The sequence below is a fragment of the Streptomyces parvus genome (assembly GCF_014648875.1).
GTDB classification, from domain to species: Bacteria; Actinomycetota; Actinomycetes; order Streptomycetales; family Streptomycetaceae; genus Streptomyces; species Streptomyces parvus.
Genome location: NZ_BMRY01000011.1, coordinates 92,073 through 109,364, shown reverse-complemented (window position 1 = coordinate 109,364; position 17,292 = coordinate 92,073). Strand labels below are relative to the sequence as shown.

General features: G+C 72.3%; 6 protein-coding genes. All 6 read left to right on the top strand.

What is annotated here, in order from left to right; genetic code table 11:
- Positions 1-101 precede the first annotated feature (101 nt).
- The 6 genes from IE140_RS28910 (at position 102) to IE140_RS28885 (ending at position 17,289) form a co-directional block, all read left to right on the top strand.
- Positions 102-1,160: a FecCD family ABC transporter permease gene (locus tag IE140_RS28910; protein ID WP_093445456.1), complete on the top strand. Its 1,059-nt coding sequence runs from the start codon at positions 102-104 to the stop codon at positions 1,158-1,160.
- A 17-nt stretch (positions 1,161-1,177) separates the two neighbouring features.
- Positions 1,178-2,275, top strand: a complete 1,098-nt coding sequence (locus IE140_RS28905; RefSeq protein WP_150193213.1) for a FecCD family ABC transporter permease — start codon at positions 1,178-1,180, stop codon at positions 2,273-2,275.
- 37 nt (positions 2,276-2,312) lie between these two features.
- Entirely contained in the window at positions 2,313-3,155 is an 843-nt protein-coding gene (locus IE140_RS28900) for an ABC transporter ATP-binding protein (protein ID WP_150193214.1), read from the top strand.
- Positions 3,156-3,330: 175 nt separating this feature from the next.
- Positions 3,331-4,383 carry an iron-siderophore ABC transporter substrate-binding protein gene (locus IE140_RS28895; RefSeq protein ID WP_150193215.1) on the top strand — a complete coding sequence of 351 codons (1,053 nt, stop codon included), beginning with the start codon at positions 3,331-3,333 and terminating at the stop codon, positions 4,381-4,383.
- Positions 4,384-4,429: 46 nt separating this feature from the next.
- The gene (locus IE140_RS28890; RefSeq protein ID WP_150193216.1) at positions 4,430-6,217 is read left to right on the top strand and encodes an ABC transporter ATP-binding protein; all 1,788 of its coding nucleotides are present in this window, start codon (positions 4,430-4,432) and stop codon (positions 6,215-6,217) included.
- Between the two features lie 59 nt (positions 6,218-6,276).
- Positions 6,277-17,289, top strand: coding sequence for a non-ribosomal peptide synthetase (locus IE140_RS28885; RefSeq protein WP_150193217.1), 11,013 nt, complete (start codon positions 6,277-6,279; stop codon positions 17,287-17,289).
- The last annotated feature ends 3 nt before the right edge of the window (positions 17,290-17,292 follow it).

The window sequence follows — 17,292 nt, the reverse complement described above, 5'->3', positions numbered from 1 at the left end:
GTAGCCGCTGCAACACCGCGAGTTCGGTGCCCGGCCCGCCCGTCGACCCGTCGGGCGGGCCGGGCGTGTCCGGTCCGATCAAAGGGATATCGTTCGTCGTCATGTTGACCACCGCAGTGGAGCGCCCCGCGCCGGAGGGGGCGACGGACACCCGCCGGCGCCGGGTCGCCGGGCTGGTCGTCCTCACGGTGACCCTGCTGGTCGCGGCGACGGTGTCGCTGGCCGTCGGGGCGCGCGCGTTGAGCCCCGCCGAGGTGTGGCACGGGTTGTTCGCGGAGCCCGAGCCCGACCAGAAGCTCACCGAGATCCGGCTCATCGTCCAGACCGTGCGCGTGCCCCGGACGGTTCTCGCGATCGTGGCGGGCCTGGCCCTGGGGGTCGGCGGGGCGCTGATCCAGGGGTACACCCGTAACCCCATCGCCGACACCGGACTGCTGGGGGTGAACGCCGGGGCCTCCTTCGCGGTGGTGTCGGTCATCGCCGTGTTCGGGTTCACCGACCCGTTCCAGTACGTCTGGTTCGCCTTCGTCGGGGCGGGGCTCGCCGGTGTCGTCGTCTTCGGCCTGGCGAGCATCGGCAGGGGTGCGGGCAACCCGCTGACCCTCGCCCTGGCCGGTCAGGGCGTCACCGTGTTCCTCGCGGCGATGACCGCGGCCGTGGCGCTCTCCGACAAGGAGTCGCTGAACGCGCTGCGGTTCTGGAACGCGGGCTCCGTCGCCGGGGTCCGCTTCGACGTCATCTGGCCCGTGGCCGGGTTCATCGCCGTCGGACTGGTCCTGGCGCTGGTCACCCTGCCCGCCCTCAACCTGCTCAACCTGGGCGACGACGTGGCGCGGGCGCTGGGGGTGAACATCGCGGCGAGCCGGACCCTCGGCATCGTCGCCGTCACCCTGCTGGCCGGGGCCGCCACCGCCGCCTGCGGCCCCATCGCCTTCCTCGGGCTCATGGTGGCTCATGTGGCCCGCTACCTGACCGGCCCCGACTACCGCTGGCTGGTGCCGTACGCCGGTCTCCTCGGGTCCGGTGTCCTGCTGGTCTGCGACATCGTGGGCCGGGTGGTCGTACGGCCGGGCGAGCTGGAGGCGGGTGTCGTGGTCGCCCTTCTCGGGGCCCCCTTCTTCGCGGTCCTGGTGTGGCGGGGGAAGTTCAAGAGCGCATGAGGAAAGTTCGGGAGCGGATGAACGGGGCCGAAGTGGCCGGTGGGATCAGTGGGGTCGACGCGGCTGAGGCGAAGGCCCCGATGCCGCCAGGGGTGCGGTTCGGCCCGGTGTCGTTCGTCTGGCGGCCCTGGCTCGTGCTGGTCACCCTGGTCCTCGCGGCGGCGGCCTTCCTGATCTTCTGCCTCTCCATCAGCGTCGGCGACTTCCCCATCGGCCTCTCCCGGGTGATCGCCACCATCCTCGGCCGGGGCGAACAGGTCGACGAGTTCGTCGTGATGGACCTCCGCATGCCGCGGGCCCTGGCCGGCCTCGTCGTGGGCATCGCCCTGGGCGTCTCCGGGGCGATCACCCAGTCCGTGGCGCGCAACCCGCTCGCCAGCCCGGACATCCTCGGGATCACCGCCGGAGCCGGCGCCGTCGCGGTGTTCCTGGTGACGGCGACGGGCGGCACCGCCGCGGCGGTCACCGGCTCGGTCGGGCTGCCCGCCGCCGCCCTGTTCGGCGGTCTCGGCACGGGGCTGCTGGTCTACTTCCTGGCCTGGCGGCGCGGCGTCGACGGCTTCCGGCTCATCCTCATCGGCATCTCGGTGACCGCCGTGATGCAGGCGATCACGACCTGGCTGCTGGTCTCGGCCGACATCCGGGACGTGGCGCGCGCCCAGGTATGGCTGGTCGGCTCGCTGGACAACCGGTCCTGGGACGAGGCAGGGGTGGCGTTCTGGGCCACGCTCGTCCTGCTGGCCGTCGTGGCCACCGTGGCCTTCCCGTTCAAGCCGATGCACCTCGGCGACGACGTCGCCGCCGGGCTGGGCGTCCGGTTCGGCCGGGTGCGGGCCGTTCTGCTGCTCTGTGCGGTCCTGCTGGCCGCCGTGGGGGTGAGCGCGGCGGGGCCGGTCCCGTTCGTCGCGCTGGTGGCCCCGCAGGTGGCGATGCGTCTGGCGCGCTGGCCCACGCCGCCGTTGATCGCCTCCGGCCTGGTGGGTGCGCTGCTGCTGACCGGCTCCGATCTGATCGCCCGCGCGGCGCTGCCGATCGGTCTGCCGGTGGGCGTGGTCACCGCCGTGATCGGCGGCCCGTTCCTCGTCTACCTGTTGGTGCGGGCGAACCTCCGGTAGATGGTAGAAGTAAGGCTGACCTCAACAAGGGGGGCTCGTGGCCGCTCAGTTCACCGCGCGGACCGACACCGGCGTCAAGGACGTCCCACGGCTGGCAGCCCGGGACATCACCGTCGGCTACGGCGACCGGACGGTCATCGACCAGCTCGACGTGGCCATCCCGTCCGGGGTGATCACCACGATCATCGGCCCCAACGGCTGCGGCAAGTCCACCCTGTTGCGCACCCTGACCCGGCTGCTCAAACCGACCGGCGGCACCGTCGTCCTGGACGGCGAGGACATCGGCACGCTCCGGACCAAGGACGTGGCGAAGAAGCTCGGTCTGCTGCCGCAGGCGCCGGTCGCCCCGGAAGGGCTCACCGTCGCCGACCTCGTCGCGCGGGGACGCCACCCGCACCAGAGCTGGCTGCGGCAGTGGTCCTCGGACGACGCCGACGTGGTGCGGCGCGCCCTGGTCATGACCGGGGTGGCGGACCTCGCCGACCGGACGGTGGACTCCCTGTCCGGCGGCCAGCGCCAGCGCGTATGGATATCGATGACCCTCGCCCAGGGCACCGATCTGCTGCTGCTGGACGAGCCGACCACCTATCTGGACCTGGCCCACGCCATCGACGTACTCGACCTGGTCGACGATCTGCACGAGTCGGGCTGCACCGTCGTCATGGTGCTGCACGATCTCAACCTGGCCGCGCGCTACAGCGACAACCTCGTCGTCATGCGCGGGGGAGCCGTGCTGGCCCAGGGGCACCCCCGGGACGTGATCACCGCGGAGCTGCTGCACGAGGCGTTCGGGCTGCGGGCCAAGGTGATCGACGACCCGGTGGGCGACCGGCCGCTGATCGTTCCGATCGGCCGGGCCCATGTGCGAACCGAACTCTAGCCCGGGAGTCGAACAGAGACTCTATCGAAGGACCTTGACGATATGGCAGGTACAACTCGTCCTGACCAGTGGAAAGTTGACCGGTAAGGCTAGGCTAGCCTGACTTGCTCGGGGTACAGTCTGGCTGCCCTCATACCGGGGCGCAGTGGACAGCGCGAAAGCAAGGGACTTGACGATGCTTCTCCATCGAACGACCTCCCGAAAGCCGTGGCGGAGACTGGCCGCGGTGGTGTCCGCTGCCACCCTCGGCGTCGGCCTCCTCGCGGGATGCGGCAACGACTCGGCCGACGGGGAGGAGAACGACGACACCCCGGCGGCGGCCGAAGGCGCGTTCCCGGTCACCGTGGAGCACGCGTTCGGGTCCACCGAGGTCAAGAAGGCCCCCCAGCGGGTCGTCACCGTCGGCTACACCGACGACCAGGCCGTCCTGGCGTTCGGCATCAAGCCGGTCGGCATGGTCGACCAGTACCCGAACCCGGCCGGTCAGACCCCCGACATCAACACCCAGTGGCCCTGGGTGAAGGACAAGTGGGGCGACACCCGGCCCGAGGTCGTCATGAAGAACGGGGACGCCGGCCCCAACTTCGAGAAGATCGCCTCGCTGCGCCCCGACCTGATCATCGCGGTCTACTCCGAGGTCGACGAGGCGGCCTACGAGAAGCTCTCCAAGATCGCCCCGACCGTCGGCCGCACCAAGGGCGAGAAGGAACTCTTCAGCGCCCCCTGGCAGGACAACGCGGCGCACATCGCCAAGGCGCTCGGCAAGGAGAAGGAGGGCGCCGAACTGATCAAGGGCATCCAGACCCAGCTGGACGCCGCCAAGAAGGCCAACCCCGGCTTCGGCGGGCAGAAGGCCGTCGCCCTGTCCTGGTACAAGGACTCCATCTCGGCCTTCACCTCCACCGACGTACGCGGCCGGCTCGTCACGGGCACCGGATTCACCTACCAGACCGAGATCGACAAGATCGCCGACGGCGGCTTCTCCGTCGAGCTCTCGCCCGAGCGCATCGACCTGATCGACGTCGACCGCATCTTCGTCGTCAACGACAAGGCCGACACGGAGGCGCTCAAGAAGTTCGAGCTGTTCGCCAACCTGCCGGCCGTCAAGAACGACAAGGTCTCCTACCTCCTGGACAGCGAAGGCCCCGCGGTCGGCGCCGCGATGTCCCAGGGCACCCTGCTCTCCCTGCCGTACGCGATCGACGAACTCGTCGAGTCGGCCAAGTAGCCATGACGACCCGACGGCCCGTCCCCCGGCGAGAATCGGTCCCCGTGTGACTGCCACCAACACCCCCGTCGCCCCCACGACCCTGCGCACGGCGACCGGGGGCGAAGCCGCCGGCTGGGTGGCCCGCCACTGCCGGCAGGCCCCCTGGCTGACGGCCTCCACCGTCCTCACCACGGTGGCCGGGGCCGCACTCCAGGTGCTCCCCGTACTCCTGCTCGGCCGGGTCGTCGACGGGGTCGTCGGGGGCGAGTCACGCTCGATACTCCTCACCGTCGGCATCCTGATGGTGGCCGCCGCCCTGCTCGGCGCGGCGGCCACCGCGGCCTCCACCTTCCTGATCGGGAAGCTCGGAGCCGAACTGCTCGCCCGGCTCCGCGAGGAAGCCGTACGCGCCGTGCTCGGCATGCCCAGCGCCCGCGTCGAGGAGGTCGGCCGGGGCGACGTGCTCTCCCGCGTCGGCGACGACGTGGCCGTCATCTCCAAGGGCATCCGGACAGCCGTCCCCACCGTGTTCTCGGCGGGCGTCCTGGTCGCCATCGCGACGATCGGCATGTTCGGCCTCGATTGGCGGCTCGGCCTGGCCGGAGCCTGCGCCCTGCCCGCGTACGCACTGGCACTGCGCTGGTACCTGCCCCGCTCAGCGCCCCTCTACCGCAAGCAGCGGACGGCCCAGGCCGACCGCGCCCAGGCCCTGATCAGCGGACTCAACGGCATCGACACGGTCCGGGCCTACCGCATGGAGGACGCCGTACGCGAGAAGGTCACGGACGAGTCCTGGCGGGTGCGCAACCTCGGCATCGAGGTGTTCCGCTTCTTCGGCCGGTTCGTCGGCCGCGAGAACCGGGCCGAGTTCATCGGACTCGTACTGATCCTGGTCGTCGGATACGCCCTGCTGGAGGCGGACGCCGCCACCCTCGGCGAGGTGTCGGCGGCACCGCTGATGTTCCACCGCCTGTTCACCCCGCTGGGCGCCATCATGTTCACCTTCGACGAGGCCCAGAAGTCCGGCGCGAGCCTCACCCGCCTGGTCGGCGTCTTCTCGGAGCCCTCCGAGGAGCGCCTGGTGGGCGACGCCTCGGTCGCCACCGCCGCCGTCGCGCCCTGCCCGGTCACGGTCCGGGACCTGACGTTCACCTACCCCGGGGCCGAGGACCCCGTGCTGCGGGACGTGTCCCTGTCCATCCCGGCCGGCGGCTCCCTCGCCCTCGTCGGGGCGACCGGCGCGGGCAAGTCGACCCTGGCCGCACTCATCGCCGGCATCGGCAGACCGCAGGCCGGGTCGGTGCGCATCGGGGCGCACGACCTCGCGGGCATGGACGAGGCCGGGGCCCGCGCCCTGGTGAGCATCCTGACCCAGGAGACCCACGTGTTCTCCGGCCCGCTCGCCGACGACCTGCGGCTCGCCGCACCCCTCGCGAGCGACGACGACCTGATGGACGCACTGCGCACGGTCGGCGCGGGGGAATGGGCCGCATCCCTCCCCGACGGCCTCGACACCCCGGTCGGCGAGGGAGGCGAGCGCCTCGACGTCACCAAGGTCGCCCAACTGGCTCTGGCCAGGCTGGTGCTCGGCCGGGCACCGGTGGTCGTGCTCGACGAGTCGACCGCCGAGGCGGGCAGCGAGGGCGCCGCCGAACTGGAACGCGCCGTGCTGGCCGCCTGCTCCGGCCGGACCACTCTGTTCGTGGCCCACCGGCTGACCCAGGCGATGGCCGCGGACCGGATCGCCGTGCTCTCCGCAGGGCGCGTGGTGGAGGAGGGAACACACGGCGAACTGGTCGAACGGGGAGGCCAGTACGCCCGGCTGTGGCGCGCCTGGCGCGAGGGAAGTTAGCGGAGAACCAGGTCAACGGTCGTTCAACTCGCAAGCCTCGAAAGGATGCTGAGACTTCGATGTCGGAACCGGGCGCTTCTCGCATACAGCTTTCCCCCACTCGGCTGGCCGCGTTGCGTCGGCGGATCGGCGACTACGGCGAACGGACCGTCGTCGAGGCGTGCGCCGTCTCACTCGCGTACTGGGCGACCGGCGCAGGACCCGACGGCATGGACCTCACCCCCGCCACCCCCTTCCCCGACCTCCTCGGCCGGCTCGACAACGGCACCAGCGGCGCCGGGGGGTGGGAGACCGACGCACCGGCCCTCGGCATCACCGTGCCGCCCGGCGTCGACCGGTCCGAAGCGCAGCGGGCCCTGGACGACCTGGCCGACTTCCCGCACCGGCCCCTCGGCACCATCGGCCCCTCCGACCCCCGGACACGTGCCGAGGAACTGGCCCGGTGGAACGACACCCGGACCGACCGGGCCCGCCCGACCGTCATGGAACTGTTCGCCGAACAGGCCCGGCTGCGGCCGGACGCCGTCGCGATCGTCGACGAGCACCGCTCACTGACGTACCGCGAAACGGACCGGCTGTCCGCCCAGCTGGCCCACCACCTGATCGAGCGCGGCCTCGGCCCCGAACAGATCGTCGGCATCTCGCTCGGCCGTTCCGCCGAGATGGTCGTCGGCCTCCTCGCCGTCCTCCGGGCCGGGGGCGCGTTCGTCCCCCTCGACCCCCGATGGCCCGCAGCCCGCCGGTCCGTCGTCGCCGAGGACGCCCGGATCGCCCTCCAGCTCAACGCCACGGGAGAGGCCGACGCCGGAGAACCGGACGCCGTCGCCGTCGACCTCGGCGACTGGAAGTACGGCGACCGTCCGGCGGACGCGCCCGACGCGACCGCCCCCGGCGACTCGCTGGCCTACGTCATCTTCACGTCCGGCTCGACCGGACGGCCCAAGGGCGCCATGATCCGGCACGAGGCGATCAGCGAGCGCCTGCTCTGGCAGTCCCGCGAGATCCTCCGTTTCGGCCACGACGACGCCTCGCTCTTCAAGGCCCCGCTCTCCTTCGACATCTCCGTCAACGAGATCTTCCTGCCGCTCACCACCGGCGGCCGGCTCGTCGTCCTGCGGCCCGGCGGCGAACGCGACCCGCACCACCTCCTCGGCGTCATCGCCGAACAGCGCGTCACCTTCACCTACCTGGTGTCGTCCATGCTGGACGTCCTCCTGGAGATCGTGGGCGACTCCGGCCGCCTCGACAGCCTGCGCCACGTCTGGTGCGGCGGCGAGGTCCTCACCCCGGAGCTGTACGAACGCTTCCGCACCCGCCTCGACATCCCGCTGTACCACGGCTACGGCCCCGCCGAGACGACCATCGGTGTCTCCCACGTCATCTACCGGGGAGCCGCGACACGGCTGTCCACCTCGATCGGCAGGGCCAACCCCAACACCCAGCTCTACGTCCTCGACGACGAACTGCGCCCCGTCCCGGTCGGCGTCGGCGGCGAACTGTACATCGGAGGGCTCCTGCTGGGACGCGGTTACGTCGGTGCGTCCGGCCTCACCGCCTCCCGCTTCGTCGCCAACCCCTTCGCCGCCGACGGCTCCCGGCTCTACCGCACCGGCGACCTGGCGCGGTACGCCCCCGACGGATCCCTGGACTTCCTGGGCCGAGCCGACAACCAGATCAAGATCCGGGGCATGCGGCTGGAGATCGAGGACGTCGAGGCCTCTCTCGCCGAGCACCCCCGCGTACGGCACACCTGCGTCGTCGCGAAGAAGAACACGGCGGGCGGCACCTACCTGGTCGGCTACGTCATCCCCGCGGGCGGACACAAGGACCTGAGCGCCGACGACGTCAAGGCATGGGCCACGGCCGCCATGGTCGAGTACATGGTGCCCACCCACGTCGTCGTCCTGCCGGAGTTCCCGCTCACCGCCAACGGCAAGGTCGACCGGAACGCGCTGCCCGAGCCCACCACGGACACCGGCGCCCTCCAGGCGCCCACCACCGAGAACGAACGGCTGGTGTGCGAGGCCGTCGCCGCGGTGCTGCGCCTGGACGCCGTCGGCACGGACCAGGACTTCTTCCAACTCGGCGGCGACAGCATCCTGGCGATCTCCCTGCTCAGCGCCCTGCGCGAGGCCGGGCTCCACGTCAGCGCACGCCAGATCTTCACCCACACCGTCGTCGGAGCGCTGGCGGCGGTGGCGAGCCGGGAATCCGTCGCCGCCGTGGACCACGGCGACGTCGCCACCGGCACCGTCGTCGGATCACCCATCGTGCAGTGGCTCGGCGAGACCACCGACGCCATCGACGGCTTCGTGCAGTCGGTCGTCCTCACCGCCCCGGCCGAGCTGACCCCCGGCGCCCTCGACGACCTCCTCACCGCCGTGCTCACCCGGCACGACATGCTCCGCGCCCGGCTGGTGCGCGGCGAGCGCTGGGGCTTCGACATCCCCGAGGCCGGTGCGACCGCCCGCTGCTGGGAACAGAGCGACGCCCCGGTCGAGGACTGCGTCGCCCTCGCGACCGCCGCGCTCGACCCGGACCACGGCGTCATGCTGCGCGCCGTCTGGCGCCGCGCGGCACGCCAACTCGTCCTGGTAGCCCACCACGTGGTCATCGACGGCGTGTCCTGGCGCATCCTGATGGGCGACCTCGCCACCGCCTGGCGGCAGCGCTCCTCGGGCGGAGCCGTCGAACTGCTGCCGGTGGGAACGTCGTTCAGGCGGTGGACCCAGCTCCTGGGCCGTACCCCGTTCGACGCGGACCGTACGCACCACGCGGCCGCGCTGCCCGCCGCCGACGCGCCGATCGGCAGGCGGGCCCTCACTGCGGCCGACACCGTGGCCCGCGAACGGACCCGGACCGTCCCGGTCGACCCCGTCACCACGGCGGCGCTGCTCGGCGAGATCCCCGCCAAGTTCCACGCGGGCGTCAACGACGTCCTGCTGACTGCCCTCGCCGTCGCCCTCGCCCGGTGGCGACGCGACCGGGGCCAGGACCAGACCTTCGCCCACATCGAACTGGAAGGGCACGGCCGTGAAAGCCGGTTCGTCAAGGCCGCGACCGGATTCGAACCCGAACTGTCGCGTACGGTCGGCTGGTTCACCACTCTCTTCCCGGTCACTGTGGACCCCGGCACGGCGAGCGACCTCACCGCGCCCGACTACCTCACGGCCGCCCTCAAGGCGGTCAAGGAGGACCTCGCCCGTGTACCGGCGGGCGGGCTGTCCTACGGGGCCCTGCGCTACCTGACCGGCGACGCACCGGCCGGCGGCCCCGCACCCCAGGTGCTCTTCAACTACCTCGGCCGTTTCGACGCGGGCGGCACCGGCGACTGGCAGCTCGCGGGCACGACCGGGCAGCTGGGCGAGAAACGTGACCCCCGTATGCGGCTGCCCCGCGCCCTGGAGTTCAACGCGATCGCCGAACCCGACGCGAACGGCGCCTACGAACTGGTCACCACCATCTCCTGGCCCGAAGGCGTGTTCACCGAGGACGACATCACCACCCTCGGCGACTACCTCCGCTCGGCCCTCACCGCACTCGCCGCGCTCGAAGACGGCGGCCACACGCCCAGCGACTTCCCGCTCGCGCCGCTGACCCAGGCCGACGTCGACGCCCTGGACGGCCCGGCGCTGCATGACATCCTCCCGCTGACCCCGCTCCAGGAGGGCCTCTACTTCCACTCCGTCTTCGACGACGACGCCACGGGCAGCTACGTCGAGCAGCAGGTGATGACGCTGGACGGCGACGTGGACGCCGACCGGCTGGCGGCGGCGGCCACCCGGCTGCTCACCCTCTACCCCAACCTGGCCGCCCGCTTCACGGCCCTCACGGACGGCCGGGTCGTCTCCGTCGTCGAGAACGGCAGGCGCGCACCCTTCACCACGCTGGACGGCCCCGCCCGCACCGACGAGGAGATCCGCGAACTGGCCGAGCAGGACCGGCGGGCCGGTTTCGACCTCGCCACCGGGCCCCTGATGCGCTACACCCTCATCCGCTCCGACGCGGGCCACCCGGTCCTCGTCCAGACCGTGCACCACATCATCGCGGACGGCTGGTCGGTGCCGCCGATGCTCCGCACCCTGCTGGCCGAGTACCACACGCCCGGCTCGGTGTACGCGCTCGGCGGCTACCGCGACTACGTGGACTGGCTCGCCGCCCGCGACCAGCGCGAGAGCGACCGGGTATGGCGCGAGGAGCTCGCCGGACTGCCCGGGCCCTCCCTGGTCGCCGAGGGCCACACCCCCTCCGAACGCTTCGCCGATGTCACGGTGGAGCCCGCCGAGGACATCGACGTCGCCGCCCGCACCGCCGGGGTCTCCCTGAGCGTGGCCGTGCACAGCGCGTGGGCGGCGACCCTGGGCGGGCTCCTGCACAGCAGGGACGTCGTCTTCGGCTCCACCGTCTCCGGACGCGACGCCGACGTCCCCGGCATCCGCGACATGGTGGGACTCTTCATCAACACCATTCCGGTGCGCGCCCGTTGGTCCGCCACCGACACGGCGTACGACCTGCTGGACGCCGTGAAGCGGCACCAGGGAGCGGTCCTGCCGCATCAGCACGTCTCCCTGGCCCGGACCGGGCGGCAGAGCGGCACGGGCACCCTCTTCGACACCCTGGTCGTCTTCGACGTCGCCACCGACGTGACCGCCCTGCGCGGCCCCGACGACACCCTCGTCATCACCGACATCGTCAACGAGGGGGCACCGCACTACCCGTTGACGCTCGTCGTCGAGCGCACACCAGGCGGCCGGGTCCGCTTCAACCTCATCCACGACGGTGAACTCCTGCGCCCCGCAGGCGCCGAAGCGATCCTCACCACGTTCACCCGGACCCTCACCGAACTGCTCGGCCGCCCGGACGCGCCGGTCGACGCACTGCTCCCCGCGCCGGGCGGGACCCCGGCCGAGGAGGCCCGGGCCACCCTGGGCGAGCTGTTCGACGCCGCCGCGCACTGCGACCCTGCGGCAACCGCCGTCACCCAGTGCGCGCTGGACGGCACCACCCGTTCCCTCACCTACGGTGAACTGGCTTCCGAGAAGGACGCGTTGGCCTCCGCCCTGCGCGCGGCCGGGGTCCGCCCCGGGCAGCGGGTCGCCGTCGCCGTCCCGCGCTCCCCGGAACAGGTCGTCGCTCTGGTCGCCGTCGTCACCGCCGGGGGCGCGTACGTACCGCTGGACCTGGCCTACCCGGACGAGCGGTTGGCGTACATCCTCGCCGACGCCGCCCCCCAAGTCGTTCTCGTGGACCGGGAACAGCAGGATCGCTTCACCGGTCTGCTGGAGCGGGCCGGAGTGGCGGCCCGCGTGCTCGTCCAGGGGGAGGACCTTCCGCAGGCCGGCGGACCCGCCGCGCCCGACGTCCGCCCGGGGGACCCGGCGTACGTCATCTACACCTCGGGCTCGACCGGTCGGCCCAAGGGCGTCGTCGTCCCGCACTCCGCGGTGACGACGCTCCTCGCCAACACCCGGCCGGACATGGACTTCGGCCCCGACGACGTCTGGGTCCAGTTCCACTCCTTCTCCTTCGACTTCGCCGTCTGGGAGCTGTGGGGCGCCCTCGCCCACGGAGGCGAACTGCTCGTCCCCGACTACGCCCTGACCCGCTCGCCGGTCGACTTCCACCGGCTGGTCCGCGAACGCGGCGTGACCGTCCTCAACCAGACCCCGTCTGCCTTCCAGCAGTTCATCGAGGCCGATCTGCACGCGGAGGAACCCGTCACGGCACTGCGCCGCATCGTCTTCGGCGGTGAGGCTCTCGACCTCGGGCGGCTGCGCGGCTGGGTCGAGCGGCACGGCACCCGCACGCCCGAGCTGGTCAACATGTACGGCATCACCGAAACCACCGTCCATGTCACCCACCGGGTCCTGACGGACGAGGACTTCGACCGTGGCGGCGACGCCAGCCCCATCGGCGGGCCGATCCCCGGGCTGACCATCCATCTGCTCGACGACCGGCTGCGGCCGGTGCCGCCGGGGCGGGTGGGCGCGATCCACGTCGCGGGCGACCAGGTGTCCCTCGGCTACCTCGGCCGCCCCGGGCTCACCGCCGGGCGCTTCGTGGCGAACCCGTTCGCCGCCGACGGCTCCCGGATGTACCACACGGGCGACCTCGCCCGCCGGACGCTCGACGGCGAGCTGGAGTTCGCGGGCCGAGCCGACGACCAGGTGCAGCTCAAGGGCTTCCGTGTCGAACTGGGGGAAGTGGAGTCCGCGGTACGTGAGGTGGAGGGTGTCGTCGACGCGGCCGTCACCGTGGCGGACAGCGGAGACCACCTCGTCGCCCATGTCGTCGGGGAGCCGCCCACTGATCTCTCCGCCCTGCTCGCCGCCAAGCTCCCCGCGCACATGGTGCCGGGCCGGGTCCTGCCGATCGACGCGCTGCCGCTGACGGTCAACGGAAAGCTGGACCGCACGGCGCTGACCGAGCGGGCGGCACAGCAGGACGACACCCGGCCCGTGACCTCGCAGCGCCCGGACGACTCCCCGCTCACCGCACTGACCGGCGACTCCCCACTCACCGCACTCACCGGCGATTCCGCGCTCAACGCCCTGACCGGCATCTTCGCCGAGACCTTGCCCGGCGCCACCGTCGACGCCGACACCGACTTCTTCGGCGCCGGGGGCGACAGCATCGTCGCCATCGCCGTGATCAACCGTGCCCGAGCACTCGGCCTGCCGATCGCGCCCCGCGACGTGTTCCTGTTCAAGACGCCGCGCGCCCTCGCCGGCCACCTCGCGACGCGCGCCCCGGCTGCCGCGCCGTCAACGCCCTCCCGCCGCGAGGACGGCCCCCTGCCCCTCACCCCGATCATCCTGCGCCAGCGCGAACTGGGCGGCTCGCTCGCCCGGTTCGCCCAGGCCAGGGCCCTCACCGTCCCCGCGAGCACTGGCCTCTCGGACATCCGGCGCGCCGCCGACGCCGTCGTGGCCGCACACCCGGCCCTGCGGCTGCGGCTGCACATCGAGCACGGCGTCTGGTCCCTGCGCACCGAACCCGCCCGTGAAGCCACCGTCGTCACCGAGCACACCACCGACGCGACCACCGCCGCCAACGAGGCGGCCGGACGGCTCGACCCCACCACCGGGGACGTCATCGCGTTCTCCTGGCTCCCGGCGAGCCGCACCCTGGTCGTCACCGTCCACCACATCGCCGTGGACGCGGTGTCCTGGCTCGTCCTCCTCGACGACCTGACCACCGTCCTGAGCGGCCGTCCCGCCCTGCCGCCGCCGACCACCTCCTACGCCGCGTACGCCGAGGCGCTGGCCCTGCGGTCCGCCGAGGCGGCCGACGGACTCGGTCACTGGATCACCACCCTGGAGGCCCCGGCGCTGGTGCCCGCGGTCCGGGGAGCCCGGGAGACCACCGTCGTCCTGCCGCCCGGCGCGAGCGACCGGGTGACCCGCGACGCGCCCGGCGCGCTCGGTCCCGGACTCACCGAGCTGCTCTGCGGAGCCCTGCGCACCGCGCTGACCCGGATCCAGACCGAGCCCACCGACCTCGCCGTCGACCTGGAGCGGCACGGCCGCGTCCCGGCCCGGGACGACCACGACTACTCCCGTACCGTCGGCTGGTTCACCTCCATCGCCCCCGTACGCCTGACCGCCCACACCGACCCCGTCGCCGCGGCCCGCGAGCTCGACGCACGCCGGCCGGACGAGGACGGGCACATCGCCTACGGCCGGCTCCGCTACCTCAACCCGCAGACGGCCCCGCTGCTGACCGCCCGGCCGCAGATCCTGTTCAACTACCTCGGCCGGGGCGGCGAATCGGAGGCCCTGCGCATCACCGGCGCCGACCAGGGAGACAGCCCCTACGCCGTCGAGGTCAACGCCTGGACCGACGAGAGCACCGGCTCCCTCCACGCGGCCTTCACCCTCGCCGACTCCGTCCCCGACGCGATCACCGACCACTGGCTGACCGCCCTGGAGCGGATCGCGGACGCGTCCGCGACGGCCGAGCGCACCGCACCCGTCACCCCGCTCCAGCGCGGCCTGTACTTCCAGGCCCAGCTGACGGGGACGGACACGGTGACGAGGGCGGCGGGCACGGAAGGGGGGAGCACGGCCGGGCACTATGTCGCGCAGAGCTGGTTCGCCTTCGACCGCCGCCTGGACCCCGACGCGCTGTCCGAGGCGACGGCGTACGTCATCGGGCGCCATCCCGTCGTCGGCGCGGGCTTCACCACCGACCCGGACGGAAACCCGGTCCAGGCCCTGAAGGCAGGCCGCCGGGTCCCCGTCCGCACGCTCGACCTGGCCACCGACGCCGAGGTCGAAGCACTGCGCACCCGGGACCGCGAGCAGGGCTTCGACCCGGGGGAGCCGCCGCTCGTCCGGCTGACCGTGGTCCGGCGGCCCGACGGCCGCGACGGGCTGCTGCTCAGCTACCACCTGCTGCTCTGGGACGGCTGGTCCCGCGAGATCCTGCTGCGCGACCTGTTCGACGCGTACGAGGCCGTCGTCGCCGGCGAACCGTGGGACGCGACGCCCGCCGTGCCCGGGTTCGAGGAGTACGCCCGTGAGCTCGCCGCCAAGGACCCGGCCGCGGCGGAGGGCTTCTGGGCGGAGCACCTGGCAGGTCTGGCAGGACCGACGCTGCTCGCCGGACCGGCCCCGGCCCTGGCCGACGCGCTGCCGCAGCCGCTCGTGCACACCCTCTCCGCCGAGCTGTCGCAGTTGCTCCGCGAAGCCGCCCGGGCTCGGGGCGTCACGCTGAACTCGGTGCTGACCGGCGCCTTCGGCCTCCTCCTCGGAGCCCGTACCGGCCGGAGCGACGCCGTGTTCGGCGTCACCGTCTCGGGGCGCGAGGGCGAAGGGCACGGCGACATCGTCGGCGTCCTGCTCAACACCGTCCCCCTGTGGACGCGGGCCAGGCCGGACGACTCGGTCGACGCCTACCTGTCCTCCGTACAGGCGGCGCGGGTGGCGGCGATGGACCACGAGCATCTGGGACTCGGCGAGATCCAGCGGGCCGCCGGACACGACACCCTGTTCGACAACCTGTTCGTGCTCCAGAACTTCCTGGACCTGGACGCGTTCGCCGAGATGAACGCCCGCCACGGCATCACCGAGGTCCAGGCCGACGACTCCACCCACTACCCCTACACCTGGGTCGTGACGCCCGGCGACCGGCTCACGGTCAAGCTGGAGCACCGCCACGGCGACACCGAGAGCGCCCGACGCCTTCTCGGCGACTACGTGCGCGTCCTGAAGGATCTCGCCAGGGCCACCACCGGCCCGATGGGCGCGCTGCCCGGACTCGGCCCGGATCCCGTACCCGCCGCGCGCACCGAGGTCGGCACCGACACCGTCGTCGACCGCTTCGACCTCGCGGCCGACCGCGACCCGGACCGGACCGCCCTCGTCGCCGACGGTGCGACCCTGACCTTCGCCGAACTCCGGGAGCGCAGCAGGGCCGTGGCGGGCGTCCTCGCCGCACGCGGCATCGGGCCCGAGACGACGGTGGGCCTGGCGATTCCGCGCTCCCTCGACTGGATCGCCGCCCTGTTCGCGGTGTTGCGCGTCGGGGCCGCGTACGTACCGCTGGAGCTGGACCACCCCGACGAGCGGATCGCCGCGATCGTCGAGGACGCCCGGCCCGAGGTGATCCTCACCGTCAGCGCGGTGTCGCCCCGGCTGACCGGCGAACTCATCGAACTGGACCTCCCGTTGCCGCAGGCCGAGCCGTACACGACGTTCGCACCCGACGACCCGGACCGGCTGCGCCACCCCGCGTACACCATCTACACCTCGGGATCGACCGGTAAGCCCAAGGGAGTGGTGACCGAATACGCCGGTCTCACCAACATGCTGATCAACCATCAGCGCCGCATCTTCGAACCGGTCCTCGCCGAGCACGGGCACCGGACCTTCCGCATCGCGCACACCGTGTCGTTCGCGTTCGACATGTCGTGGGAGGAGCTGCTGTGGCTCGCCGACGGCCATGAAGTCCACATCTGTGACGAGGAGTTGCGCCGCGACGCACCCCGGCTTGTCGAGTACTGCGCAGAGCACGGAATCGACGTCATCAATGTGACTCCGACCTACGCACAGCAGTTGGTGGCCGAAGGGCTGCTGGGGAACCCCGAGCGGCGTCCCGCGCTCGTCCTGCTGGGCGGCGAGGCCGTCACCCCGACCCTGTGGCAGCGCCTCGCCGAGACCGAGGGGACCGTCGGCTACAACCTGTACGGGCCCACCGAGTACACCATCAACACCCTCGGCGTCGGCACCTTCGAGTGCCAGGACCCGGTGGTCGGCGTGGCCATCGACAACACCGAGGTGTACGTCCTGGACCCCTGGCTGCGACCGCTGCCCGACGGCGTTCCCGGCGAGCTGTACGTGTCCGGCATCGGCATCGCCCGCGGCTACCTGGGCCGCAGCGCCCAGACCGCGCACCGCTTCGTCGCCTGCCCCTTCGGCGTACCCGGGGAGCGCATGTACCGCACCGGGGACCTGGTGGTCCGCCGGCCCGACGGGAACATCGCCTACCTCGGCCGCACCGACCAGCAGGTCAAGATCCGCGGTCACCGGGTCGAACTCGGCGAGGTCGAAGCCGTGTTCGCCGCACACCCGGCGGTGCGCTTCGTCGCCGCCGTCGCCCAGCCCGACCCGGGGGTCGACGGCGCGTACCGGCTGGCCGCCTATCTCGTTCTCACGGGCCCCGCCGACCTCGCGCAGATCGCGCACGAGGTGGGCGCCGGGCTGCCGGACTTCCTGCGCCCGACGCACTACGCCCAGGTCGACGCCATCCCGCTGACCGTGAACGGGAAGGCCGACACCAAGGCGCTCCCCGAGGCCCGGCCGCTGGGCGCCCTCACCACGGCGGGGGAGCGCGGGCCGGAGACCGAGACGGAGAGCGTCGTCTGCGAGTTCTACGCCGAGGCGCTCGACCTCGACGACGACGAGGTCAGCGCGGTCAGCGACTTCGTGTCGCTCGGCGGGCACTCCATGCTGGCGGTGCGGCTGATCGGACTGCTCCGCCGCGAGTACGGTCCTGTCATCACCATCCGCGACCTGTTCACCCTGCGAACCCCCGAAGCGATCGCCCGCCACCTCGACGAGAACTCCTGACCC